This is a genomic window from Ruegeria sp. F11, assembly GCF_056533855.1.
Window position 1 is genome coordinate 1 of sequence record NZ_JBQFOW010000025.1, and the last position, 24356, is coordinate 24356.

General features: G+C 60.2%; 20 protein-coding genes. 7 read left to right on the forward strand and 13 right to left on the reverse strand.

Features of this window, described 5'->3' with window-relative positions:
• The 5 genes from ACR0NJ_RS20370 to ACR0NJ_RS20390 all read left to right on the forward strand — a co-directional run.
• Nucleotides 1-1493 (forward strand): vWA domain-containing protein (locus tag ACR0NJ_RS20370; protein WP_480818920.1); only part of this gene is annotated, 1493 nt, incomplete at its 5' end.
• A gap of 832 nt (nt 1494-2325) precedes the next feature.
• Nucleotides 2326-3741 (forward strand): RtcB family protein, encoded by a 1416-nt coding sequence (locus ACR0NJ_RS20375; RefSeq protein WP_480818921.1) that lies wholly within the window; start codon nt 2326-2328, stop codon nt 3739-3741.
• Nucleotides 3742-3905: 164 nt separating this feature from the next.
• Nucleotides 3906-5486: a DUF4153 domain-containing protein gene (locus ACR0NJ_RS20380; protein ID WP_480818922.1), complete on the forward strand. Its 1581-nt coding sequence runs from the start codon at nt 3906-3908 to the stop codon at nt 5484-5486.
• On the forward strand, nt 5486-6178 hold the full coding sequence (locus ACR0NJ_RS20385; RefSeq protein ID WP_480818923.1) for a response regulator transcription factor: 693 nt from the start codon (nt 5486-5488) through the stop codon (nt 6176-6178). Before ACR0NJ_RS20380 ends, ACR0NJ_RS20385 begins: the two co-directional genes overlap by 1 nt.
• 23 nt (nt 6179-6201) lie before the next feature.
• Nucleotides 6202-7728: a sensor histidine kinase gene (locus ACR0NJ_RS20390; RefSeq protein ID WP_480818924.1), complete on the forward strand. Its 1527-nt coding sequence runs from the start codon at nt 6202-6204 to the stop codon at nt 7726-7728.
• 41 nt (nt 7729-7769) lie between these two features.
• Here the strand turns inward: ACR0NJ_RS20390 and ACR0NJ_RS20395 are convergent, their stop codons facing one another.
• The 12 genes from ACR0NJ_RS20395 to ACR0NJ_RS20450 form a co-directional block, all read right to left on the reverse strand.
• Nucleotides 7770-8699: an SMP-30/gluconolactonase/LRE family protein gene (locus tag ACR0NJ_RS20395; RefSeq protein ID WP_480818925.1), complete on the reverse strand. Its 930-nt coding sequence runs from the start codon at nt 8697-8699 to the stop codon at nt 7770-7772.
• Nucleotides 8700-8821: 122 nt separating this feature from the next.
• Nucleotides 8822-10324, reverse strand: coding sequence for an aldehyde dehydrogenase (NADP(+)) (locus ACR0NJ_RS20400; RefSeq protein ID WP_480818926.1), 1503 nt, complete (start codon nt 10322-10324; stop codon nt 8822-8824).
• A gap of 1 nt (nt 10325) precedes the next feature.
• Entirely contained in the window at nt 10326-11234 is a 909-nt protein-coding gene (locus ACR0NJ_RS20405; protein ID WP_480818927.1) for a dihydrodipicolinate synthase family protein, read from the reverse strand.
• 3 nt (nt 11235-11237) lie between these two features.
• Nucleotides 11238-12413, reverse strand: coding sequence for an L-rhamnonate dehydratase (locus ACR0NJ_RS20410; protein WP_480818928.1), 1176 nt, complete (start codon nt 12411-12413; stop codon nt 11238-11240).
• Nucleotides 12414-12423: 10 nt separating this feature from the next.
• Nucleotides 12424-13428: a 4-hydroxythreonine-4-phosphate dehydrogenase PdxA gene (locus ACR0NJ_RS20415; RefSeq protein WP_480818929.1), complete on the reverse strand. Its 1005-nt coding sequence runs from the start codon at nt 13426-13428 to the stop codon at nt 12424-12426.
• Nucleotides 13425-14387, reverse strand: coding sequence for a YncE family protein (locus ACR0NJ_RS20420; protein WP_480818930.1), 963 nt, complete (start codon nt 14385-14387; stop codon nt 13425-13427). The genes ACR0NJ_RS20415 and ACR0NJ_RS20420 overlap by 4 nt, the downstream gene beginning before the upstream one ends.
• Before the next feature lie 75 nt (nt 14388-14462).
• Nucleotides 14463-15608, reverse strand: coding sequence for a substrate-binding domain-containing protein (locus tag ACR0NJ_RS20425; RefSeq protein ID WP_480818931.1), 1146 nt, complete (start codon nt 15606-15608; stop codon nt 14463-14465).
• An 81-nt stretch (nt 15609-15689) separates the two neighbouring features.
• A complete protein-coding gene (locus tag ACR0NJ_RS20430) occupies nt 15690-16814 on the reverse strand; it encodes an ABC transporter permease (RefSeq protein ID WP_480818932.1) in 1125 nt (374 codons plus the stop codon).
• 11 nt (nt 16815-16825) lie between these two features.
• Nucleotides 16826-17587 (reverse strand): ATP-binding cassette domain-containing protein, encoded by a 762-nt coding sequence (locus ACR0NJ_RS20435; RefSeq protein ID WP_480818933.1) that lies wholly within the window; start codon nt 17585-17587, stop codon nt 16826-16828.
• Between the two features lie 113 nt (nt 17588-17700).
• On the reverse strand, nt 17701-18747 hold the full coding sequence (locus ACR0NJ_RS20440; RefSeq protein ID WP_480818934.1) for a substrate-binding domain-containing protein: 1047 nt from the start codon (nt 18745-18747) through the stop codon (nt 17701-17703).
• 19 nt (nt 18748-18766) lie between these two features.
• Nucleotides 18767-19786 carry an ABC transporter permease gene (locus ACR0NJ_RS20445; protein WP_480818935.1) on the reverse strand — a complete coding sequence of 340 codons (1020 nt, stop codon included), beginning with the start codon at nt 19784-19786 and terminating at the stop codon, nt 18767-18769.
• 11 nt (nt 19787-19797) lie between these two features.
• Nucleotides 19798-21303: a sugar ABC transporter ATP-binding protein gene (locus tag ACR0NJ_RS20450; protein WP_480818936.1), complete on the reverse strand. Its 1506-nt coding sequence runs from the start codon at nt 21301-21303 to the stop codon at nt 19798-19800.
• A gap of 127 nt (nt 21304-21430) precedes the next feature.
• Between ACR0NJ_RS20450 and ACR0NJ_RS20455 the strand changes: the two genes are divergently transcribed.
• Complete coding sequence (locus tag ACR0NJ_RS20455) at nt 21431-22480, forward strand: LacI family DNA-binding transcriptional regulator (protein WP_480818937.1); 1050 nt, start codon at nt 21431-21433, stop codon at nt 22478-22480.
• A 104-nt stretch (nt 22481-22584) separates the two neighbouring features.
• Here ACR0NJ_RS20455 and ACR0NJ_RS20460 read toward each other — a convergent pair whose 3' ends face one another.
• Entirely contained in the window at nt 22585-23433 is an 849-nt protein-coding gene (locus ACR0NJ_RS20460) for a class I SAM-dependent methyltransferase (protein ID WP_480818938.1), read from the reverse strand.
• 547 nt (nt 23434-23980) lie between these two features.
• Here ACR0NJ_RS20460 and ACR0NJ_RS20465 point away from each other — a divergent pair.
• Complete coding sequence (locus ACR0NJ_RS20465; RefSeq protein WP_480818939.1) at nt 23981-24295, forward strand: bactofilin family protein; 315 nt, start codon at nt 23981-23983, stop codon at nt 24293-24295.
• Nucleotides 24296-24356: the final 61 nt, after the last annotated feature.

The following is a 24356-nucleotide window of genomic DNA, read 5'->3' on the forward strand; positions in this document are numbered from 1 at the left end:
ACGCCCATGGCGCACCGGCCTACGCATATTCCGATGCCCATGCACAGGCTCAGGTCACCGTCTCCGGTACTTTCGGGCGCATGTTCTATCAGTCGCCGCAGGAGGAACTGGAATACGTTCTGGATGTGGCCGAAGCCGTCGCGCCGCGCTTTCTGGCACAGGCCGCGATCTATGCCCGCCAGTCGGGATACATGAAGGATATGCCTGCGGTTCTGCTGGCCATTCTGGCCCGGCGTGACCCGGTTCTGTTCCGGGCGGCGTTCGCCCAGGTGATCGATAACGGCAAGATGCTGCGCACTTTTGTGCAGGTCATCCGGTCGGGTCAGACGGGGCGGAAATCGCTTGGGTCTGCACCGAAAGCAATGGTGCAGACCTGGTTGAACACCGCGTCTGATCGGGCGCTGCTGAACGCCAATATCGGGAATGACCCGTCATTGGCGGACGTGATCAAGATGGTGCACCCGAAACCGGCCTCGGCCGAGCGCGAGGCGCTGTTTGCCTGGATCGTCGGGCGGCCGTGCAATCTGGCACGGCTGCCACAGGCCCTGCGGGACTGGATTGCGTTTCGCGAGACCGGCAAGGGTCCGGTGCCGGATGTGCCGTTCCAGATGCTGACGCAGCTGGAGCTGTCGCCCGAGCATTGGGCACGGATTGCGCGCAAGGGGTCGTGGCAGATGGTGCGGCAGAACCTGAACACGTTCCAGCGCCACGGCGTTTTCAACGTGACCCGGAACGTGGATCATGTGGCGGCCTTGCTGCGCGACCCGCAGGCCATCGCAAAGGCGCGTGCGTTTCCGTACCAGTTGATGGTGGCGGCGCAGAACGTGAACAGCGAGATGCCGCGCGAGATCGTGGATGCCCTGCACGACGCGATGGAGATCGCGGTGCAGAACGTGCCGCAGGTCTCGGGTCAGGTTGTCGTGTGCCCGGACGTGTCGGGCTCGATGACCTGGGCCGTGACCGGGTATCGTCCGGGGGCAACCTCGGCTGTGCGCCACGTGGATGTGGCGGCGCTGGTGGCGGCGTCTTTCCAGCGGGTGAACCGCGGGTGTCAGGTGTTGCCGTTCGACTTCGACGTGCGTGATGTACGTCCGCAGCCGCGCGACACGATCCTGACCAATGCCGAGCGTCTGGCCGCGCTTGCGGGGGGCGGGACGAACTGTTCCGCACCGCTGGCCTGGCTGAACAAACGCGGCCGCGCACCGGATCTGGTGGTGTTCGTGTCTGACAACCAGTCGTGGGTGGACGCCCGCGCTGGCGGTCAGGGGACGGCGATGTTGAAGGAATGGGAGGTGATCAAGCGTCGCAACCCGAAGGCCAAACTGGTCTGCATCGACATCGCCCCATACGGGACCACGCAGGCGCAGACGCGTTCAGACGTGTTGAATGTCGGCGGCTTCTCGGATGCGGTCTTTGACCAGATCGCGGCGTTTGCTGCCGGTCAGACCGGCCCGGATCACTGGGTCGGCGAGATCGAGAAGATCGAAATATGAAAACGGGTCAGGCGGAATGCCTGTGGGACTACATTTTTAGGTAATGTCACCGTCTCACAACCAGATTTGTCCGCCTGACCCACACAGATTTTTCCCAGCGAATGCTGGTGGAACTACAGGATAGAGCGCCGGCCAGTAGGCCGGAGGTCGCGGGTTCAACTCTCGCCGCGCAATGCGCGTAGCTCAGTGAAGCTGTTTCACCATGGTCGTGGTTTGCACGCAAACACGACCGCCTTGTCGCCGGGACCCGAACAACATCAGGCAGAATGCCGGTGGGACTACATCGCTGTTAACGATCCGCGCCCGTCAAAGGGCGCTGTCTCACCAACCCTTGTCTGCCTGACCAGAACAGAAGGACAAATCTCGGCGAATGCCGGTGGAACTACAGATTGTTAATCTCCGTGTCGCGGGTTCGAATCCCGCCATCGCATTGCGATGTAGCTCAGTCAGGTAGAGCAGGCGTTTCACCAAATTCTTGTCGTCGAGACCCAAAACGAAAGGACACCCCCGGCGAATGCCGAAGGAACTACATGGCTCAACAGGGACAGGTCGAGCGGGTTCAACTCCCCTCCGTGCCGGCGCCCAGACGGCAAACGCATCTGCCCATTCAGATGCGGGGCGGGCCTCCCGATTGTTTCTTCACCCCTTGTCGCCGGGGCCAATGAAAAGTTGGGCGAATGCCCGCTGACCTACTGGTAGACGCGCCCGAAAGGGAGACATGGATACCCATGTTGTGCTGGTTCGAACCCAGCCCGGAGCAATCCGGTGGCGGAAAATATCGGTTTGCGAACATTTTGTCGCCCATCCAATTTGGGAACGCGAGTAGACGAAGATGACTAAAGAAAACACATTCGACCCCGTGACCGGGGAACATCTGAAAGACTGGGGGCATCGCCCCGGCAAGCACTTCCCGGCCCTGTTGGCGCGCGCGAATGAGATGCGGGCCGAAGGGTTCGGTCTGGTGCGCATCCGGCAGGAGCTGGAGGGCGAGATCCCTCCGATCCCGCCCACGCTGGACCTGCGCGCGCGCGGAGAGATGGCATTTCACGAGAACATCGACGCGGGCGACCCCGATGAGGAAGACAACGTCTCAAAAGTGCGCGAGACGATGACGGCCCTGATGCGGACACCGACGATTGAGGCCGGGGCGATTATGCCGGATGCCTGTCCGGCGGGTCCGGTTGGCACGATCCCGGTTGGTGGCGTGGCGGCGGCGCGCAATGCGATCCATCCGGGGATGCACTCGGCGGATATCTGTTGCTCGGTCATGATCACCGATCTGGGGGATGCGGACCCTAAGACGGTGCTGGATGCGGCGCAGTCGGTGACCCATTTCGGGCCGGGCGGGCGGACGCAGGGTAAGCGGTTCACAACCTCGCTGAAACTGCTGGACGCGTTCCGCGAGAACCCGTTTCTGGACAACCCCAAATCGCTGCGCATGGCGCAGGAGCATATGGGGACGCAGGGCGACGGGAACCATTTCCTGTTTGTGGGACGCTCGCGCAAAACCGGACGGACGGCGATTGTGACCCATCATGGTTCGCGCGGGCCTGGGGCGGTTCTGTACAAGAACGGCATGGCCGTGGCCGAGCGGTTCCGCAAGGCGCTGTCGCCGCAGACATCCAAGCAGAACGCCTGGATTCCGGCGGATAGCGAAGAGGGTCGCGACTATTGGGAAGCACTGCAACTGATCCGGAAATGGACCAAGGCCAACCATAACGCGATCCATCAGGCCACCGTCGAGGCCGCGCGGGTGGGCGATGTGGGTGAGCGGTTCTGGAACGAGCATAACTTCGTCTTCAAACGGGGTGATCTGTTCTACCACGGCAAGGGCGCAACCCCGGCCTGGGGCGATTACGCGGCGGATGCAACAGGTCTGACTCTGATCCCGCTGAACATGTCGGAACCGGTTCTGGTGGTGCGCGGCAAGGATGCCGGTCACGGTCTGGGCTTCAGCCCGCACGGCGCGGGGCGGAATTTTTCGCGCTCCGAGCACAAGCGCCGGATGGGGTCGGTGACACCGGATCAGATGCTGAAGGCGGAAACCGAGGGTCTGGACATCCGCTTTCATGCGGGTGGAGTCGATGCCTCTGAACTGCCGTCCAGCTACAAAAGCGCGGACAGTGTCGTGGCGCAGATCAAGTCCTATGATCTCGCCGAGATCGAGGACTATATCGACCCTTACGGCTGCATCATGGCCGGAGATGTGCCGCCGTTCTGGAAAAACAAGAAGAAGGGGCGTCGGTGAAATCCGCCGACGGCCCCGGCAACACAATCTCCGAACCCTGCAGCACAGAAAACTTCGTGTTGGTAGCCGCGACATAAGATCGTCGCGGCTGTTCCGGTTCGATCTGCACAAATCATGCACGAAATGACCTGACGCTCTAAGGACCTTGGGGCCTTGGAATGCACATGTCTTATCCATCCTCCGTCCTGAGCAATCAACAGGCCGAGGGGCGTATGGAACAGCAATTGGTTATCAGAGGGGTGCCCTCGCGCATCAAACAGGATGGATGGTGGCTGACGGCGGCAACGCCGAACGGGGCGGAAAGTGCGGGCCCTCCTGACAGCCCGGTTGAGATCCGCAAAATTGCGCGCCCGTTCACGGTGCCCGTTCTTCTGCTTCTGGTCCTGCTGGCGGATTGGCTGTTCTGGGAGAAAGGCCCGGGCGTGTCCGTTGCGGTTTTTGCCATGGCGTTTTGTGCGATAATCCTGGCCTCGAAGAAAACCGGTGCGACGCGGAAGGAATGGCTGCTTTGGATGAGCGCCGAGATCGCGCTCAACCTGCCTGTCATCGAACTGCTGCAACCGCTTTCGCTGTTTTTCACAGGCCTCGGGATCGTCGCGATCACTGTCTGGGTCGCCTATGACCGGTTCGTCACATGGTGGCAGACGCTTTGGCTGATGCTGCGCGTGTCCTCTGTCGGGGCCGTGATTTTGCCCGTGAAGGTCGTTCGGGACGTCACGGAATTCAAACCCGGGTCTGACTTCAGAAAGAATATCATGGCCTTGATTATGCCAGCCGGTGTCGGGCTGGTTTTCCTGCTGCTTCTGACCTCGGCCAATCCCCTTCTGGATCGCGCTTTACAACATGTTGCATCGCTTGATTTTATCGACACGGATCAGGCCTTTAGGTTTGTGTTCTGGCTGGTGGCCGCGTCATTGATCTGGCCCTATCTGCACCTGCAGGGTGCCTGGGTCGGGCCGGTTACGGTCGGGCGCGCAAGGCAACAACAAACACGCCAGCGCTGCAATGACCTGTTCAACCCCGCATCCGTTCGCAATGCGCTGGTTCTGTTCAACGCAATGTTTCTGGTGCAGACGACGCTGGATATCGGCGTGCTGTCCGGCGGGGCGGCCTTGCCAGCGGGGATGACCTATGCGGAATACGCCCATCGCGGAGCCTATCCGCTGGTCCTGACCGCCCTGCTGGCCGGGATCTTTGCGATTGCATCGCACAGGATGATTGAAGGCCACCCGATGCTGCGCGCCCTGATGTATCTTTGGCTGGGCCAAACCCTGTTTCTGGTGCTTACCGCCGCCTTTCGGCTGCAGCTTTATGTCGATGTCTATTCCCTGACCTATCTTCGTGTCCGAGCCTTCATCTGGGTGGGTCTGGTCTTTGTCGGTCTGGGTCTGGTCGTCTTCATGATGGCGCGGAACAAGGGGATCGGCTGGCTGGTCCGATCCAACCTGATCACCGTGGGGGCAACGCTTTATATCTGCTGCTTTGTGAATTTTGCCTACCTGATCGCAGCCCACAATTTCGCCTCTTTGTCGGAACTGGGCCGCTTTGATCCGCAGTATATGTGCCAGCTGGGGGAACAGGCGCTCCCGATCATCATTGCTTTCGAAACCGAAACAGGAGGACAGGCGTGCAGCCCCTATCTTCGTCTGTGGCTGGATCCGATTTCCGATTGGCGAGAATGGGGGTTCCGTCGCTGGCGGCTAGAGGTCTATCTTGACGCAAATGCCCAAGAGCCAGTTTTGTAATGCCGAATAGGATTCTCGCCGTCGACGACGATCAGAACATCCGCGAGGTGATCGGCTTTGCCCTGGAAAAGGCCGGTTACCACGTCAGCTTTGCCTCAGATGGGGCAACCGCGTTGCAAATGGTTGCCAGAAATCCGTTTGACCTGATTGTCCTCGACATAGGCCTGCCCGAAATGGACGGGCTTGAGGTCTGCCGGAGCATCCGGAAATCCTCGGAAGTCCCGATCGTGTTCCTGACCGCAAGAGACGACGAGATCGACCGGGTGCTTGGGCTTGAAATTGGCGGCGACGATTATGTGACAAAGCCGTTCAGCCCCCGAGAGCTGGTGGCAAGAACCAAGGCGATCCTGAAACGCAGCCGCCCGAACCCGCAAGAGACAAACCCCGGAACCGCGCTCGAGCATGGTCAGTTGCGGCTGGACGCCGCGCGCCACGCCTGCTGGTTCAAGGAAACGAAACTTGACCTCACCGCATCCGAAATGACGCTGCTGGCCCATCTCATGAAACGGCCCGAGATCGTCAGTTCCCGGCAATCTATCATCGACGCGACCTATGGCGGCAATGTCCATGTCTCGGACCGCACCATCGACAGCCATATCCGCAATATCCGCAAAAAGCTGGCTGACGCGGGATGCGAAAGCGGTATCGTCACGGTGCATGGGGTCGGCCTGCGCATGGGGTTGTGCCGGTGAAACGCCGTAAATGGCGGCCCCGATTGTGGCTAGTTTTGGTGGCGGTGCTGGGCGTGGTGCTCTGCCTGCCTTTCGCTGGGCTGCTGCTGTTCAAATTCTATGCCAACCAGCTTGTCCAACAGGCCGAGGAAAGCCTGCTTTCGCAGGCGTCCATCATGTCCGCGCTCTATGCCGAAACCTATGCCGAGGCAGCACAGGGCCACAGCAAACCTGTCATTCCCGAAGATTTGGCACCGCTTTTCCCGTCCCTTTCATTGAGCGAGAGCACGATCTTACCTCCGCGCCCTGATGCCCGGACAATCACTGAAACACCTGACCCGATCTATGATACGGTCGGCGAACGCCTGTCCCGGATCGCCGATCTATCCCAAATCGGAACACTGGCGGGCTACAGGTTTCTCGATCCGTCCGGAAACGTGATCGGCGGCAGCGCCGAGGTCGGTCTGTCACTGGCCCATGTGGATGAAGTCGCTATGGCATTGCAGGGACAGACCGCGTCCGTCGCCCGCGTGCGTATCCGTTCCAAACCAGAGCCGTTCCTGTACGATTTTAGCCGAGGGACCCGTGTTCGGATCTTTGTGGCCATGCCCGCCATGCTGGATGATGAGCTTATCGGCGCGGTCTATATCAGCCGAACACCGAACCACATCTTTCGGTTTCTCTATGGCGAGCGTCTTAATCTGGCCCGGGCGGGCCTGTTCGTGCTGCTGGCAACGGCGCTTGTCGGCTTTCTGTTCTGGCGCTTCATCACCCGCCCCATCCATAGCCTGATCCGCCACATGTCGGCGTCCGATACCCGGCGCTGGACATGGCAACCCATCGACCATCTGGGCACCCGAGAGATTGAAAACCTCAGCGACAGTTTCCAATCCCTGACGGAACGGTTGCAAACCCAGCAAGACGCGCTCAGGTCCTACACCGCCCATGTCACCCACGAGCTCAAGTCGCCGATGACGGCGGCCAAAGGGGCACTGGAACTGCTCAGAGACGGCGATATGCCGGAGGATCAACGCCAGCGGTTTCTGGCAAATGTCGCGCGCGACATTGACCGGATGGAGACCCTTTTGGCGAAAATGCGGGAATACAGCCTGGCTGATCAAAAGCTCGACGGCGGTGAAACCGATCTGATGGATGTTCTTGCCGAGATCCGGTCCTCTTTCCCTCAGGCCGGTGTCGGGATCGGGCGGAACGATGCCAAAGTTCCCGTGGGCCGCGACGCCTTGTTGATCATCCTGTCTCACCTGGTTGGAAACGCCAGCCAGCACAGGGCAACCCGCGTCTTGCTGGACTGCACCCGTGACGCTGGTTCGGTGACCCTAACCGTGACCGACAATGGCAAAGGCATCAGCGAAGGCAATCTCGACAAAGTTTTCACGCCGTTTTTCACGACCCGACGCGATGACGGGGGCACAGGTATGGGGCTGAATATCGTGAAATCCGTGGTCGAGGCCTCGAACGGCAAAATCGACTTCCAGAGCAGCCCGCAAGGCGTTTCGTTTCACATCGTCTTCGACCGCACCGGCCATAGCCATTTGCAGCGCGGTCTTTAAAGGCGCGGCTGCCTTTCAACAAACACGGTCAGCAGATGAGATCAAACCGGGGACACACCGTTCACGTTCAGATAAATCGCGTAGAGGCTGCTTGTTCCCGCCGCAAACAAGCGGTTCAGTTTGGCACCGCCGAAACTCACGTTTCCAACCATCTCGGGAATATGCACTTTGCCGATCAAATCTCCTTGCGGGTTGAGGCAGTGAATGCCATCGGCGGCTGAGCTCCAGATGCGGCCGTCCCGGTCGGGTCTGAATCCGTCAAACAGCCCTGCAGAACAGTTTGCAAAGACCTCACCCCCTGACAGAGTTTTTCCGCTGCTCGATACGCTGAACCTGCGAATGTGCGCGGGCCCGTCGGGGTCATGCGTGACACCTGTATCGGATATGAAAAGGCTGCTCTCGTCCGGCGAAAAGGCCAGACCATTGGGTTTTACAAAGTCGGTCGCGACGGCGGTGATTTCGGTCGTGTCAGGATCGATGCGATAGACATGGCAGGCACCGATTTCGCTGTCTGCGCGCTCGCCTTCATAATCCATCATGATGCCGTAGGACGGATCGGTGAACCAGACCGAGCCATCGGATTTCACCACCACATCATTGGGGGAATTCAACCGTTTGCCCTGCCACGCATCGGCCAGAACGGTAATTGACCCGTCATGTTCGGTGCGGGTCACCCGTCTGGTCAGATGTTCGCAGGACACCAGCCGCCCTTGGCGGTCTACCGTATTGCCGTTGGCGTTGTTTGAGGGCTGGCGAAACACCGAGACCGTGCCATCCGTGTCATCCCACCGCATCAGGCGGTTGTTGGGAATGTCCGACCAGACCAGATATCGACCGGCTGCGAACCACGCCGGCCCTTCGGACCAGCGCGCGCCGGTCCACAGACGCTCGACCCGGGCATGGCCGATGAAACAGGCCTCGAATTCTTGTTCGATGACTTCGAACCCTGTGCCATCCAGTACACCAAACATCACTCCGCTCCTTTGTTTAAGGGGGCTGATCGCACCCAATCTCATATGCCCGTTGCTTCTGACCAAGGATTGGCCCGCATCATGGCCCTGTCCCGGGTCAATGGGCCGATCCGCAGGGTACCTCAGCCTTTCAGTTCGTCCGGCAACAGAGCATCGGGCATGTTCTGATAGCTGACCGGGCGCAGCCAGCGGACAATGCCCAGCGTTCCCACGGACGTGGCGCGGACATCGGTGCTGGCCGGATATGGCCCGCCATGCATCATGGCCGAGCAGACCTCGACCCCCGTCGGGAAGCCGTTGACCAGAAGGCGACCGGCTTTTTCTTCAAGGATCGGCATCAGGTCGCGGGCCAGTTCGGTATCGCTGTCATCCATGTGCAGGGTCAGGGTCAGTTGACCCTCCAACCCCTCGGCGAGGGCCTTCATCTGGTCGGTGTCTTCGCACAAGACGATGATACCTGCCGCGCCAAAGACCTCATGCTGCAGCTTGGGGTTGGCCATCCACTCAGCCGCGCTGACCTTGAACAGCGCAGGCATGGCCGTGCGTTTGCCGGTGGCCGCGCCGCAGGATGTAACCTCGGTCATCAGATCGCGGAAGGCGCGGACGCCCTGTTCGTATGCGTCGTGGATACCGTCGGTCAGCATCTTCTGCTCGGCCGTGTCATTCAGGGCCGCAACACAGGCCGCTTCCAAGGCATCGGCCTCTGGCCCCTTGACCATGACGGCCACGCCGGGATTGGTGCAGAACTGCCCGGCCCCCATGGTCAGCGACGCCGCCCAGCCCGCGCCGATCTCAGCCGCGCGGGTGCCCATGGCTTCGGGCAGGCAGAACATCGGGTTGACCGAACCCAGTTCGCCATAAAACGGGATCGGCTGCGGGCGGGCATGGCACAGATCATAAAGCGCCCGGCCCCCGGCCAGCGATCCGGTAAAGCCAACGGCGGTGATCTCGGGGTGCTGCACAAGGGCCGAGCCGACCTCGCGCCCTGACCCTTGCACGATCTGGAAAGTGCCCGTAGGCATGCCGCAGATCTCGATGGCCTTGGCGATGGCCTGCGCCACCAGTTCCGCTGTGCCCGCATGGGCGCTGTGGCCCTTGACGATCACCGGGCACCCTGCGGCCAAAGCCGAAGCGGTATCCCCGCCCGCCGTAGAAAAGGCGAGCGGGAAGTTCGACGCCCCAAAGACGGCCACAGGGCCAATGGCTTTGTGCGTCAGGCGCAGATCAGGACGGGGGAGTGGCGTCCTGTCAGGAAGTGCGCCAACTTGGCGGGTATCAAGATACCCGGTCTCTTCGATCAGATCGGCGAACATGCGCAACTGGCCTGTCGTGCGTCCGCGTTCGCCCACCAGACGAACCTCAGGCAAGCCGGTTTCGGCCATGCCGGTTTGGGTGATCTCATCGCCCAGCACATCCATCTGGTCGGCGATTGTGCGCAGGAACGCGGCACGTTCGCTTCGCGGTTTACCGGAATAGGCGCGGAAATCGCGGCGGGCCGCGCGGCAGGCAGCGTCCACCTGCGCGGCGGTGGCCTGGGCAAAGCTTTGGCCGTCAAGGTCGTCAGAGGCGCGCAGGTTGTCTGACCCGACCCAGGTGCCGTCGATCAGGTTTTGTCCAAGGATCATGTTATCTTCCCCATCTCAGGACCAGCGGGTCCAGCGGTTTCAAAAGGTCTACCAGCCGGTCGCGGATGGCCGGTTGCAGCGGGTCGATCGGGTGGCGGCAGAAATCGGAAGCAATCACGCCCCCTTCGACCATCGCGGCCTTGCAGGATTGCCAGCCGCATTGTCGGTTTTCATGGTTGATCACCATCGCGACACGGCCATAGGCGGCGGTTGCCTCGTCCACGCGGCCGGCAAGGTGATGCGTGATTACCGGTTTGATCTGGTCGACAATCATGCCCGAGGTCATCGACCCCGTGGCCCCCGCATCCAGATCGGCCAGCAGAGTGATGCCCTCTTCGCCGTCAAAGGGCGCTTCAATCGCGTCGCCGCCTTCAGCGATCAGAGCCCGCAGCTTGTTGGCCGCGCGGGGGCATTCGATCTTGAACAGCTTCACCATCTCGATCTCTTGCGCCATGCGCACCAGCAGGGGCACCGGCAGATCGACGCCAGACAAGGGCGCGTCCTGCACCATGATCGGGATGCCGAGCTGACCCACGGCGGCAAACTGATCATAGGTCTGCTGCGCGTTCCCCTTCAAAAGCGCCCCGTGATAGGGCGGCATCATCATCACGATGTCCGCGCCCAGATCCTTGGCGAAATGCGCCCGTTCCACCGCGATCTGGGTGGCGAAATGACTGATCGTCACGATCATCGGCACGCGGCCTGCAACATGCTCAAGGCTCAGCCGGGTCAGGATTGCGCGTTCCTCGTCCGAGATCAGGAACTGTTCCGAGAAATTGGCCAGCACGCAAATCCCATCCGCGCCCTGATCGATCAGGCAATCCAGAACGCGCTTCATGCCCTCAAGATCAAGCGATCCGTCATCGTGGAACGGTGTCGGCGCGACAGGCCAGATACCGGTATAGGTCATGGATTACTCCGTAATCTCAAAGTGTTTCAGGTGTTTGTCCGTGATCTCGATCCCCAGACCGGGCTTAGTGTCGTCCAGATCAAGGAACCCGTCCACTGCCTCGGGGTCGCCTTCAAAGATGTAGTAGAACAGCTCATTCCCGACCTCGACATCGAAGACAGGGAAATACTCGCTGATCATGCAATTGGCGTTGGCCATGGTCAGATGGTAATTGTGCATCTGGCCTGCATGGGGGATCACGGGCACCTGAAACGCCTCGGCAATCGCATTGATCTTTTGCGCGGCGTTGATGCCGCCGACGCGGTTGGTGTCATATTGCAGGACACTGACGGCCTTTTTCTCGATCAGGTCCTTGCAGCCGATGATTGAGAATTCATGCTCGCCGCCCGAGATCGGGATGATGTTCATCGCATTGAGTTCACGATAGCCCTCGACATCATCGGCGATCACGGGCTCTTCCAACCAGCGGGGTTCGTATTTGACCAGCTTGGGCAGCATCCGCTTGGTGTAATCGAGGTTCCAGCCCATGTAGCATTCAACCATCAGATCGACGTCATAGCCGATGACCTCGCGCACCGCCTCGACCCGTTTGAGGTTTTCGCGCATCCCCGCCATGCCGTCCTTTGGGCCCCAGCCGAACCGCATCTTGTAGGCGGAATAGCCGTTCTTTTGCGCCTCGGCGGCCTCGGCCTGCATCACGTCGATGGGGCCGGAATAGAGCTTGGAGTAATAGACCGGGATCTTCTCTTTGGTGCGCCCGCCCAACAGTTTGAACACCGGTTTACCCGCCAGCTTACCCATCAGATCCCAGATCGCCAGATCAACAGCCGAGATCGCGATCATCCCGATCCCTTTCCGCCCCCAGGCATGGCTGCGGCGGTACATCTTTTCCCATAAGTAGGCATAGTCGAACGGGTCCTCGCCAATCACCAGCGGGGCAAACCATTCGTCGATGGCCGCTTTGACGACCGAGGGCGCAAGGGCCGCGTTGCCGATGCCGACGGTGCCATCCTCGGTCTCGATCTCGCAGGTCAGCCATTGGTGGAAGCGGAAGGACGACATCGCATCGCCCTTTTCATAGAGCGCGTCCGAGGCATTGGTGCAGAAATTGCCGGTGGGTGGCACGGTCGGTCCGGTCCAGTTCCAGACGCGGGTGCGTACGGATTTAATCTTGGTCATCTTAGTCCTCTCAGTCCGCGCTGCGATCAGCGCGATGTGTTTTGGCCATACGCACCAGCAGATCAAACGCCTGCCGTGTTGCGCCCGGATTGGCCTTGTTCTGTCCGGCGATATCAAAAGCGGTGCCATGGGCCGGGGTGGCGACCGGGATGGGCAGCCCACCTGCAACGGTCACGCCGCGTTCAAACCCCATCAGCTTGATCGCGATCTGGCCCTGGTCGTGATACATGGTCACAACCGCATCGACCTCACCCAGCTGCGCCTTGAGGAACACCGTGTCCGAGGGCCAAGGGCCGGTCACATTCATCTGTTTTTCCTGCGCTTTGCGCACGGCGGGTTCCAGAATGTCGATCTCTTCCCGACCAAACTTACCGTTGTCCCCTGCATGGGGGTTCAGCGCCGCCACCGCGATGTTCGGGCGCGCTTTGCCCGCCTTGCGCAGCGTATCATTGGCCAGATTGACCGCCTTCAATATCCCCTCTTCGGTGATATTGGCCGCCACATCCTTAAGCCCGATATGCGAGGTCACGCGGGTCGTCATCAGCTCATCCAGAACATTCAGTTCCGAGTGATAGCCGGTATGCCCCATATAGCGCGCCATATAGCGGTGCTCATCCTCGGCATTGAGGCCCGCAGCGGTCATCGCGGCCTTATTGAACGGGCCGAACAGGATGCCGTCCACCTGCCCCGCCATCGCCAGATCCATCGCCTTGTCGAGACAGCGCAGGGATGTCGTGCCGCCCTCGACTGTAACTTCGGCGATCTGCACGTCCTCTGGCGCGATTGTGTCGAGTTCCAGATGCGTCAGGCCTGGCTGGTCGGCCACCGCGTCCACGGTGTTCAGCGGCACATCCAGTCCGGCCTGTTCCGCGCCGCGCTGCCAGAGGTGACTGTCGCCCACCAGCACGATATCGGCTGCGTCCTGCACGCCGTCCTGATTGAGCAGCTTGGCGATCAACTCTGGCCCGATCCCCGACGGGTCGCCGGGGACGATGGCGATACGAGGTTTGGTCATGCCACGCCCTCCCAATGTTTGGAAAATCCATCGGGCAGGATGACCATCACGTCCGGCTCTTTGCCCGTGTCAAAGGTCTGCACCACCTCGAACGTATCGAGGTTGAACCGCTGCACCTGCTCGCAATCGATGGCGATATAGGCGAATGCGGCCTCATCATCGATACACAGCGCCAGCGGGTTGGCCGGCGTTTTCTGGTCGTGCAGCATCTCACCTGTTGCTTCGTCGAACACCGAAAACGACCCGCCGAAATGGTTCATGGTTACCAGCCGGTTGCGTTTGCCGTCATAGTAAATACGGCAAGGATCGTCCGGCGTTGGGAACGTGCGCTCGATCTCAAGCGTGTCGGTGTTGATCACCGCCACCGTGTTGGAAATCCGCTGCGAGGTATAGAGCGTCCGCACCTCTTCGCGCAGGCACCGCCCCTCGGGCTTTTGCCCGGTCTTGATCGAGATCGGTGTGACCCCGGCATCATACGGGTTGAAGACCGTCACATCGCCCGAGGTCAGGTTCATCGAATAGGCCGTATGCCCATCCCGGGTCAGCGCAAACAGGTGGCATTTGGTGCCGCCGGTGGGCGTGATGTGATCCCACCCCTGATCGAAGGCGCGCGGGTTTTCCTTGACCAGCAGATGCCCGGTCCATTCCGACAGCACATATAGCCGCCCCTGCCCGTCAAGCCCGATCCCATGCGGGCGGCGGTGGTCGCCCAGATCATAGGTGTGCACGATTTCCTGCTTGCGGATATCGATCACGATGACCGAGCGGCCCTCCAGCCCTTCAATGCCCGAGTTCTGCACTCCGTAATGCCCGACATAGGCATAGTGAAACTCATCATCGACCACGAATTCATGGGGGAAATGCGGCAAATCCAAACGCCCCTGTCGGGCGCCCGTTTCAATATCGTACCAGCTTACGCAATGGCTGCATTTTTCAATCAGCATCATGGATTGCGCCATTCGATCTCCCTCCGGTGGTCGTCTTCAATTGGGGTCCGTGACCGGCCACTCGCCAGCCGGTCACGGAAAGGGGTATCAGCGCTCGAGCGCGCCAACGCCCGAGAAGCGGAACGCTTCCTGTTCCAGCGCGTTCAACTCATCCGCGCTCATCTGATCATGGGCCACCGTGATGCGGCCAAGGAAGACAAAGGGCAGTTCGTCCTGACGGCCCTCAAGATGCGCCTTGATCGCTTCGGCCGTGGCCGCGCCCACATCATCGCCCATGCGCATCGGCGTCGCGTCCAACTCACCCCGGCGGATGGCTTCCAGTTCAAGCCCGGTGCCGCCCCAACCGGTTGAGAACACGTCTTTCTCTTTGCCGACGGCGACCTGCGCCTCGACCGAGCCCATGGCCATTGCGGTGTTGGCGTTATGGATGATCGTGGCCTCAGGATACGCCTGCAGGATCAGGCTGGTGCCTTCAAAACCGCCTTCGCGCTGGTACTCACCGTAATGTTCATAAACGGTGGTCCAGTTACCTTTCTCTTCCACGCAGGCCTTGAAATCGCCCGAGCGCTGATCGTCGGTGATGCCCGGAATACCCCGGTTCATCGCCATGGTTACGTCGTTGCCCAGACGTTCCAGCATGTAGTCGCACATGGTCAGCGCACCGGCGGCGGAACTGAAATCGAACCACGCATCGGGCTGGTTCTTCAGATCCTTGGGCGGCGTGTGGAAGGCCCAGACAAAGGTGGCAAAGCCATCATTACCCGCCATTTTGTCAATATTGTCCGCCTGAATCGCCAGTTCTGACGGCCCGAAGATCACGAAGTCATACAGATCGGAATCCTGCACCACCTGATTGGCATAGGTCGATTGCAGGCTGTGTTCGATCTGACGGCTGGCGAATTCTGTGGTCTCGTATTCGATGCCCAACTCTTCCAGCCGTTTTGTCATCGCCAGATAGTTGCGCGCCCAGAAATCCGAGGTATCCGCCGACGGATAGATCAGCGCGATCTGCAGTGGGCCGTCCTGTGTGCCGCTGTATTTCACCGCCTCGGCCCCGGTTGTCGCCTGCAGCGCTTCCAGCTTGCCGTCGGCGTTCACCTCGCCCGGAACCCAGTAGTCGCGGTCTTCGATGCCCGGCAGTTCTTTCAGGGGCAGGTTGCCCTCGGCCCAGGCCGCTGCGGCACACAGGCAAAACGCGCTTGTCGTCAGTAGTGCTTTGTTCAATTGTTTCACGGTAAGTCCTCCCTTTCGCGAATAAGTGGGGTCTTGCAGGTGCGTCGGGGCTCCTATCCCCCGGCGCACCACTTTGTTGCCTTAGCCGCTTGGCGCAGGCTCGGTTGCCAGTCCCGCCCCGAGGGCCAGCAACAGGATCAGTGCGCCGATCAGCGCGGCTGAAAAACGGATGAGTTTACGGGCTTCTTTGCTGCGCAGTCCGGCCAGCAGCCCATGCGCCCCGTCCCGGTCCTTCTTCTGCATCCAGGTGTACAGAGCGACCGAGCTGACGATCACCACGCCCGAGGCGACGGATTGCCAGAAGAACTCGATCCGCAGGGTCACCAGTGCATTGATCATCATCGACAGCAGCAGCACCCCGGCCAGCGACCCCAGCATCGAGGCGCGCCCGCCGAACAGGGACGTACCGCCCACAACCACCGCCGCAATGACATGCAGGTTGAAATAGGGGGCCGAGGTCGCCTGAATCGCGTTCAGCTTGCCGGTCAGCATCACGCCCGCCATCGCCGCCGCTGCGCCCATCAGCACATAGGCGTAGATCTTGTGGCGGTCGACCGCGACGCCGGTCATCTCACTGGCCTCGGGGTTGGAGCCGATGGCAATGGTGTAGCGCCCGAAATAGGTGCGGGTCAGGACCACATAGCCAACGGCCATGGTGATCAGGCCCAGAACAACCGGCACCGGAATGAAACCGGGGATCTGGCCGCGCCCGATCTCAGTGATCAGGTCAGGAAACCGGGCCAGCACCAGACCTTTGGCAATGACCAGCGCCAGACCGCGATAGACAAGGTCCATGGCCAGCGTTCCGATCAAGTCCGGCACTTTGAAGCGGGTGATGACCAGCCCGTTGATCAGGCCCATGATCGCGCCCATCAGAATGGCCAGCGGCACCGCGATCCAGGCCGGAAAGCCGTATTGCTTGACGAGAAAGGCCATCAGAATGGCCGACAGCGCCGCGACCGAGCCAATCGACAGGTCAATGCCGCGCTGAGTGATGACAAAGGTCATCGCCATCGCCATCGGCATATATAGCGCCGCGTCCAGCAGGATCAGGTTGAGGTTGGTCAGGCGGAAATACCGCGCGGGTTCGGCAATGCCCATGAAGATCAGGATCGCGAGGATCATGACCATGGGGCCGATGAAGGCCAGATAAGGTTCCAGCCGGTCCATCAGTGTCTTTTCGGGATGCGTGGTTGTTGCAGACATCTCTTTACTCCTCACGCAGCCGCATCCTGGGCACCTACGATCAGGCCCAGAACATCCTGCACGGAACTTTCCGCAGTTTTGACAACACCAACGGCGCGGCCACGGCGCTGCACATGAATGCGGTCCGACACTTCGAACACATCATCCAGCGAGTGCGAGATCAGGATCACCGCCAGCCCCTGCTCGCGCAGCGCCTTGATCAGTTTCAGCGTCCGCGCTGTCTCCTGCGGGCCCAAGGCCGCAGTGGGTTCATCCATCACCAGCAGGCGCAGGTCTTCGTGATAGACCGCGCGCGAGATTGCCACCGCCTGACGCTGACCGCCCGACAGGCTTTCGGTCATCACATCCATTGACCGCAGACGCACGCCCAGGCGTTCTTCCAGCACCCGCGCGGCCTCGGTCTTCATGCGTTTGTTGTCCAGAAACGGGATGCCGAAAAAGCTGTTGGTCAATTCGTTACCAAGAAACATGTTGGCGGCAGGCGACAGATGATCGGCTAGCGCCAGCGTCTGGTAGACCGCGTCGATCCCGTTTGCGATAGCGTCCGAATGGCTGGACATCTCTAGCGGTTGGCCGTCCAGCAGAATCCGGCCTTCGGTCGGCTGATGCACCCCGGTCAGGATCTTGATCAGCGTAGACTTACCGGCCCCGTTGTCGCCGACGATGGCCAGAACCTCGCCCGCATAAGCGGTCAGGTCCACGTCCTGCAGCGCCGTCACACCGCCAAAGCGCTTTGTTATTCCTTGCATTTGAACCAATGGCGTGTCGCTCATGGTTTCCTCCTCTGCGCATAGCTCCGCCAGGGCGGTCAATCGACCGCTCGCAGGTTCTTGCGCGTTTTCATTCCTGCCGAATGCGGCCCCTTTTTCAGGGGCCGCCCGTGGGCTTACTTGCCCCAGATTTTCGAATAGGCCTCGCGGTAGGGGCTGTCGGGGTCGAACTGGTTGGTATCGCCCAGCTTGGCCAGCCCTGCCTCGGTCACCAGCGCGGGCGAGGTGATATAGCCCGAGCATGCCTCACCCTGAATGGCGCGGTTCAACTCATCCACCAGTTGCCAGCCCTGCAGGTTCAGCGGCTCGGCCACGGTGATGGTCTGATAGTTGCCGCTGCGGATACGCTGGAACGCAGCCTCGGACCCATCGCCAGCAGACCCCGCCTGCGGGCCATCCTCGGACGAGATGCCAGCGGCGGCCAGTGCCGGACCCATGAAGTCGAAATAAAGATCATTGATCGCCAGCGCATGCGTCCACTGATCGCCGTATTTCTGCAGCAGGCTGGTGGTCAGCGGTCCCATCCGGGCCGAGGTATCGGCGATGGGCGTGTCGACATATTCCAACACCGTGCCGCCTGCGGCCTCGATGGTTTCCTTGATGCGGTCGGCCTTGTCGATGGCGATCTGATAGGTCGAGTCGGTGAAGATGATCGCACCGACCCCATCGCCGCCATCCTCCATGGCCCATTCAGCGGCGACCTCGGACACAGTCATCGCGTCGGTCGAGACATTGGCAAAGATACCGCCCGGCGCATCGCAGCCGATCTTGGGACCCGAATGCCAGGCGACAATCGGGATGCCTGCGGCCACCACGCCTTCCAGCGCAGCCTGCTGTTCCACGGCGTCAAAGCCGTTGATGATGATCCCGTCCGGCTGCAAGGCCAGCGCCTGACCAATCGCCCCGGTGCGGCCCTGGATCGAGCCTGCGCCGTCCAGCACGCGGACCTCCCAACCGATGGTGTCCACGGCCTCTTCCACGCCGTTGGTCACGCCCAGAATACCGCCGTTCTTCAGGTCCGCGGCGACGACGACAATCGATTTGCCCTCGGCCGCTGTTGGCCCTGCGGTGGGCCCGTCAAAGGCGGTCTCGGCCATTGCTGGCATCCCCAGACCGGTCAGAAGGGCAGCGGCGGATACCGCCATGAACGTCCGTTTCAGCATAATCTCCTCCCTTATGCTTTTACTTGCTGGCGCCTTTGCGCCGCTGGGCGTAACCGGCAATGCCGATTGCGATCAGAAGCGTGACACCGTTGAACATCGGCTCGACCCAGAAGGACCCACCGAATTGTTGAATGCCCGAGATACCGACAGCCAGGATCGCGACACCCACGACTGTTCCCCAGACATTCACACGTCCCGGCTTGATGGTGGTGGACCCCAGAAAGGCCCCGACCAAAGCAGGCAACAGGAATTCCAAACCGACCGAGGCTTGCCCGATCCGAAGTTTCGACGCCAGAAGCACCCCGGCAAAGGCGGTGATCAGGCCCGATGACATGAAAGCTCCGATAACGAATTTGCGCGTCGGGATACCGTTCAACTGCGCGGCGCGCTGGTTGGCGCCAATCGCATAGAGGTATCGACCGATGGGCGTGTATTCCAGGATCAGCCACATGGCGACCGTGATCCCCAGCACATAGAACCCGGTGATCGGCAGGCCGAAGACAAAGGTACCGTTGATGGCATAGAAGCTTTCAGGCAGTGCGCCCACCATCTGACGGCCACCGGTGTGCCACAGGGCCAGCGCGTACAGAACCGTGCCGGTGCCCAGCGTGGCGATGAAACTGTCGATCTTGGCGACCTCGACCAGCAGCCCGTTCAGGAACCCGGTCAACAGACCCAGCGACAGCACGATGGCCACGGCGATGGGCCACGGAATGCCGAACATGGTCTGCAGGGAAATCGCCAGAATGTGCCACAACACGATGCCATAGCCCACCGTCAGGTCGATGCGCCCCGCCGCCATCGGGATCATCGCCCCCAGCGACAACAGCGCGATGATCGCCTTGTCCGAGATAATGGCCCGCAGGTTCAGCATCGTCGGAAAGGTGTTGGGCAGCAGGATCGAGAACAGGATGATCAGGAACGCCGTCAGCAGAACCAGACCATAGACCGGCAGAAACCGCAGAATGCGCGTTTTCAGCGAGGCGTTTTTTAGCTCGGCCTTGGTGGGTTCCAGCGCGTTGGATTCAAGCGATTGCATATCTCAGTTCCTTAACTCGCAACGGCGTTCGAGGCCGAGGCAGCCTGTATGAGGTTTTCTGTGGTCAGTTCCGTGCCCGACAATTCGCTCACGATCTGGCCTTGGCTAAACACGATGGCGCGGTGGCAGATGGCGGCGACCTCTTCGAAATCGGTCGAGACGACGATGATGCCTACGCCCTCTTCCATGGCGCGGTTCAGCAGGGCATAGATTTCGGCCTTGGCCCCCACATCCACGCCTGCGGTCGGGTCTTCGCAGATCAGCAACTTGCGCTTTGTTTCCAGCCAGCGCCCGATCACGACCTTTTGCTGGTTTCCGCCCGACAGGCTTTCGATGGCCATGCTCTGGTCATTGGGCGACAGGGCGACCCCCTTGCCGATGCGGGCCGCGCTTTCGGTTTCCGCGCGGGTGCTCATGAAAGACAGCAGCGACCGCCCGATGGCCGCCGGATTCAGAAACGTGTTCTCGCGAATGGTCAGCGACATGGCCACCGATTCCTCGGTCCGGTCGCGCGCCACCAAGCCGATGCCCGAGGCCATGGCTGTCTGCGGCGACGACAGATCGGGGCTTTCGCCATGCAACGTGATCTCTCCGTCGAACATCTCGGACCCGAACAGCGCGCGCGAGACATGCTCGTGCCCCGCCCCGCGCAGGCCCACCAGGCCCACGATCTCATGCGCCTGAAGCTGAAAGCCGACGTTATGCGCGGCCTCCATATTCAGGCCGGACACCTGCAAAATCGTGTCGCCCGGCGGCGTGTCGGGTTTCACCACCTGCCGCGTCTTGCGGCCGACAATCATGTAAACCAGTTCCTCGGGCGTGGTGTGGTCGATGCTGCGCAGCCCGACCATCTCACCATCGCGCAACACGGCAACGCGATCCGCGATCCGGAAAATCTCATCCAGACGGTGCGAGACATAGATCATGCCGACCCCCTGTTCCTTGAGCGGGCGCAGCGCCTCGAACAGTCGTTCGACCTCATCGGCGGGCAATGAGGCCGTGGGTTCGTCCAGAACCAGATAATCGCAATCCACCGCCAGCGCCCGCGCGATGGCAACCAGCGACTTTTCGGTCCGCGACAGGTCCTGCACCCGTGTGGTCGGGTCGAATTCACACCCGACTTTGTCCAGCGCCCGCTGCGCAAAGCCTTCGACCGATTTCCAGTTGATCAGGCCACCCTTGCGCGAATAACCCAGCGCCAGCGCGATGTTTTCAGCCACGGTCATCCATTCGATCATGCCCAGATCCTGATGGATAAAGGCCACCGACTGGCGCTCGCCGAACCCTCCGGGACGGTGCTCATAGGGCCGTCCATCGATCAGAACGCGCCCCTCATCCGCCTTGTGGATACCGCCGAGGATCTTGATCAGAGTCGATTTGCCCGCGCCGTTTTCGCCCAGAAGTGCCACGATTTCACCGCGCTCAACGTTCAGGGACACATCGCGCAGGGCATAGGTGCCGCCAAAATGCTTCTTTATCCCGTCAAAGAACAGATTGTTGTGCGCAGTGGCCGGCACGGCGGTCTCCTCCCAGGTCGGGGTCCCTCTGCTGCTCCTCAACAACGTATTGAGTTACCCGTAACGTTACGTTAGCATTCTCCTAGGCCAATCAGATGTCAATAAAAAAGAGTTACCCGTAACGTAAATGAGCAGCGATCCGGATAAATCAAATAAGAACAATAAGATAAGCCTTGCCGAGGTTGCCAAGGCTGCAGGCGTTTCCAAGATGACGGCCAGCCGGGTGTTGCGGGACGAGGGTGGTTTTTCCGAAAAAACCCGCGCCAAGGTCATGGCCGAGGTCGAGCGGCTGGGCTACCTGCCGAATCGTCTGGCGACGGTCTTTGCGGGTGACAAGAAATCGACCTTTGTCGGGGTCAGCATTCCCGAATTGGGCAACGAAATCTTCGCGCAGGTTCTGGAAGGCATCGACCGGAAACTGGGCGCGTTCGGGCATCAGACGGTGCTGGGCCTGACCGAGCACGAAATCGACCATGAAGAGAAATGGATCGAAACGGTGCTGTCCTGGCAACCGGCGGGGCTGATCGTCACCGGCAGATCGCACAGCCCGAAAGCCATCCAGATGCTGCGCGGCGCGGGCATTCCGCTGGTCGAGATCTGGGATTTCAACTCCAGCCCTTTAGATATGTGCGTCGGCCTGAACCATTTTGACAGCGGCTACAGCATGGGCCGCTATCTGGCTGGAATGGACTATCGCAAATTCGGCTATGTGGGCACTTCGCATGACGTAGCGAACGCGGCAACCGCCCGTCTTCAGGGGTTCTCGAAAGCAATCGAGGATGCGAAGGGGCGGCTTGAGAAGCAATTGCTTCTGAAGGACACTCCGGGCTTTTACACCGGGTTTTACGGCACCGAACAGCTATTGGCAGCCCATCGCGATGTCGAAGTCATTTTCTACCAGAATGACAATATGGCCATCGGCGGGTTGCACTATGCGCAGAAAATCGGGTTAAGCGTGCCTGATGACATCGGAATTGCGGGATGGGGCGATTTACCGATTTCGGCGATACAACCCTATCGGCTGACGTCAATCGCAGTGCCTCATCTGAAAATCGGCCAGATCGCGGCTGAGATGGTCCTGGCACAAATCAATGGTGAGCCGACAAAGTCTGCAAAGGACGTGGGATTCCGATTGATCCCGGGAAGTACCGTCAGGAAAACCACGCCGAATGGATAAGTGGCGCGCAAAATCGAAGCGGCTCCAGGACTGTGCGCCAATCACCCACGTTCGGGTCTAACCGGCCACTGGCGTGCTGCCTTGTGCCCGACTGCAACTAAGCTTCACGACCCTTCTTTCGTGACGACAACGGCGAATTCGGGATTCTGGTCCGCGAACGCGCCGCCTGCGACATCTCCACAAAGCTGATCCACCTTGAAACCGGCCTCGGCCACTTCTTCGGTCAGGCGTTCCGGGCTGAAATATTGCAACCAGTTATATACCGTCTGGGCCGTACTGCGCTCTGGGAAGATGTTGTATTTGTCCAGCACGACCGCTTCGGCGTCATATTTGAACGTGTTGACGAAGGCGTAATAGTCTTCCGCATGCCAAAAATGGTCGAGTTGGTTTTTCTCGCACAGGCTTGCTTCCTCACGGTCTGCATAGGCCGCCATTGAATAAACATCGAAGAGAACCGCACCGCCATCGCCAAGACATTCGCGCCATATGGTCAGCAGTTGCTGCCGTTGCGCCGGGCTCAGCGCGCAATAGTCACACATGATCATGGTGATAAGGTCAAACCGCGCGTCTGACTGGAATTCCAGATAGTTACCGTGAACATAGTCGATGTCTTGCCCTGCATGACGGGCCTGCTTTCGGGCGTATTCAATCGAATTGTCCGAGAAATCGATGCCCGTAACCCGCGCACCTGACCGCGCCAGCCGAGAGGTATACAAGCCCGGCCCACAGCCAAAGTCGCATACGGATTTGTCAGGGCCAAGACCGAAACGGTTTGTGATCCACTCGGACGAGTGTTCCAGGAACTGCGCATTCCGAGACGAAACATCTATCGCACCGTTCAAATGAAACCGCAGCATCTGCCCTGAGCGGTGTTCATCCGCCCAAAGCGCTTCAGCGGTATAAACGCTGAAAGGCTCAGGCCGCTTGAAAATCTCTTCGAGTTTTCCGAACACGTGTCGATACCTTCCTGGTAACACCGCTGTTTTTGGTCAAAGACCGCATCCATCCGAAACCACAGAAAACCATTCAGGAAAAGTGGGGGCTGGGAAAAAGCAGGGCTTTGGCGCGCTCAAAAAAGCCTGTGTCTAAGCGCAAGCCGCACCTTCACATCGAAGAGTAAACCTGCGGTGATGCTTCGCAGCAAGGCCAGCGCCCACAAAGGCACTGATACCGGTAATGATATGTCTTCTGTTCGTCACAGCTCTTTCGATCTGCCTTTGGGGATGCCCCAGGTTTGGCGTCCGCCCGTCCGAAGTGATGATTGAGCAAGCTTGCCGCAGCCTAGCGCAGCATCCGACAGCATGTCTATCAGCGGGCAGACACTCAGATGCGGGTGTGTCTGTGACCAACGAAGGCTGGCGCGGGGCATTTTGATCGGACGCAAAAGGTTCACCGGAACGCGAAACCATCGGCAAAAATCTGCCTCCAGCGTCAACTCCGTTCGCATTCTCTGACGGCAGCACGTATTCCTGACTGGGAACCAACAGCGAGGAAAGCGTCTTGGCAGCTACAGTGATTCAGGAAGACCTGACGATTCAAGGTGACATGGTTGCCGATGACGGAGCGATCTCTGTCGCTGGCACCGTGACGGGCGACATCGAAGCTAAATCTGTTGAAGTTCTGGCACCGGGAACCGTTAAGGGCCACGTTCAGGCCGGGGATGTCAAAATCGCGGGCAGCGTTGAAGGCAGCGTAAAATGCCGCGCTTTGGCGTTGGAGGAAAAGTGCGCGTTGAAGGCGGACGTGACAGCCGGAACCATGACCGTAAGTTCAGGGGCCAAGATCAGCGGTCGGGTGGAAGCCAGCGGCGGTTAGTGCGCGCGCCCGTCGCATGGCTAAGAAACGCCGGATGACCGCAATCGCGTTTCGCACATGC

Excerpts from the sequence above, each read along its gene's own strand:
- ACR0NJ_RS20375 (WP_480818921.1), top strand. The coding sequence starts at position 2,326 with ATGACTAAAGAAAACACATTCGACCCCGTGACCGGGGAACATCTGAAA.
- ACR0NJ_RS20380 (WP_480818922.1), top strand. The coding sequence starts at position 3,906 with ATGTCTTATCCATCCTCCGTCCTGAGCAATCAACAGGCCGAGGGGCGT.
- ACR0NJ_RS20385 (WP_480818923.1), top strand. The coding sequence starts at position 5,486 with ATGCCGAATAGGATTCTCGCCGTCGACGACGATCAGAACATCCGCGAG.
- ACR0NJ_RS20395 (WP_480818925.1), bottom strand. The coding sequence starts at position 8,699 with ATGTTTGGTGTACTGGATGGCACAGGGTTCGAAGTCATCGAACAAGAA.
- ACR0NJ_RS20400 (WP_480818926.1), bottom strand. The coding sequence starts at position 10,324 with ATGATCCTTGGACAAAACCTGATCGACGGCACCTGGGTCGGGTCAGAC.
- ACR0NJ_RS20405 (WP_480818927.1), bottom strand. The coding sequence starts at position 11,234 with ATGACCTATACCGGTATCTGGCCTGTCGCGCCGACACCGTTCCACGAT.
- ACR0NJ_RS20410 (WP_480818928.1), bottom strand. The coding sequence starts at position 12,413 with ATGACCAAGATTAAATCCGTACGCACCCGCGTCTGGAACTGGACCGGA.
- ACR0NJ_RS20415 (WP_480818929.1), bottom strand. The coding sequence starts at position 13,428 with ATGACCAAACCTCGTATCGCCATCGTCCCCGGCGACCCGTCGGGGATC.
- ACR0NJ_RS20420 (WP_480818930.1), bottom strand. The coding sequence starts at position 14,387 with ATGGCGCAATCCATGATGCTGATTGAAAAATGCAGCCATTGCGTAAGC.
- ACR0NJ_RS20430 (WP_480818932.1), bottom strand. The coding sequence starts at position 16,814 with ATGTCTGCAACAACCACGCATCCCGAAAAGACACTGATGGACCGGCTG.
- ACR0NJ_RS20435 (WP_480818933.1), bottom strand. The coding sequence starts at position 17,587 with ATGAGCGACACGCCATTGGTTCAAATGCAAGGAATAACAAAGCGCTTT.
- ACR0NJ_RS20440 (WP_480818934.1), bottom strand. The coding sequence starts at position 18,747 with ATGCTGAAACGGACGTTCATGGCGGTATCCGCCGCTGCCCTTCTGACC.
- ACR0NJ_RS20445 (WP_480818935.1), bottom strand. The coding sequence starts at position 19,786 with ATGCAATCGCTTGAATCCAACGCGCTGGAACCCACCAAGGCCGAGCTA.
- ACR0NJ_RS20455 (WP_480818937.1), top strand. The coding sequence starts at position 21,431 with ATGAGCAGCGATCCGGATAAATCAAATAAGAACAATAAGATAAGCCTT.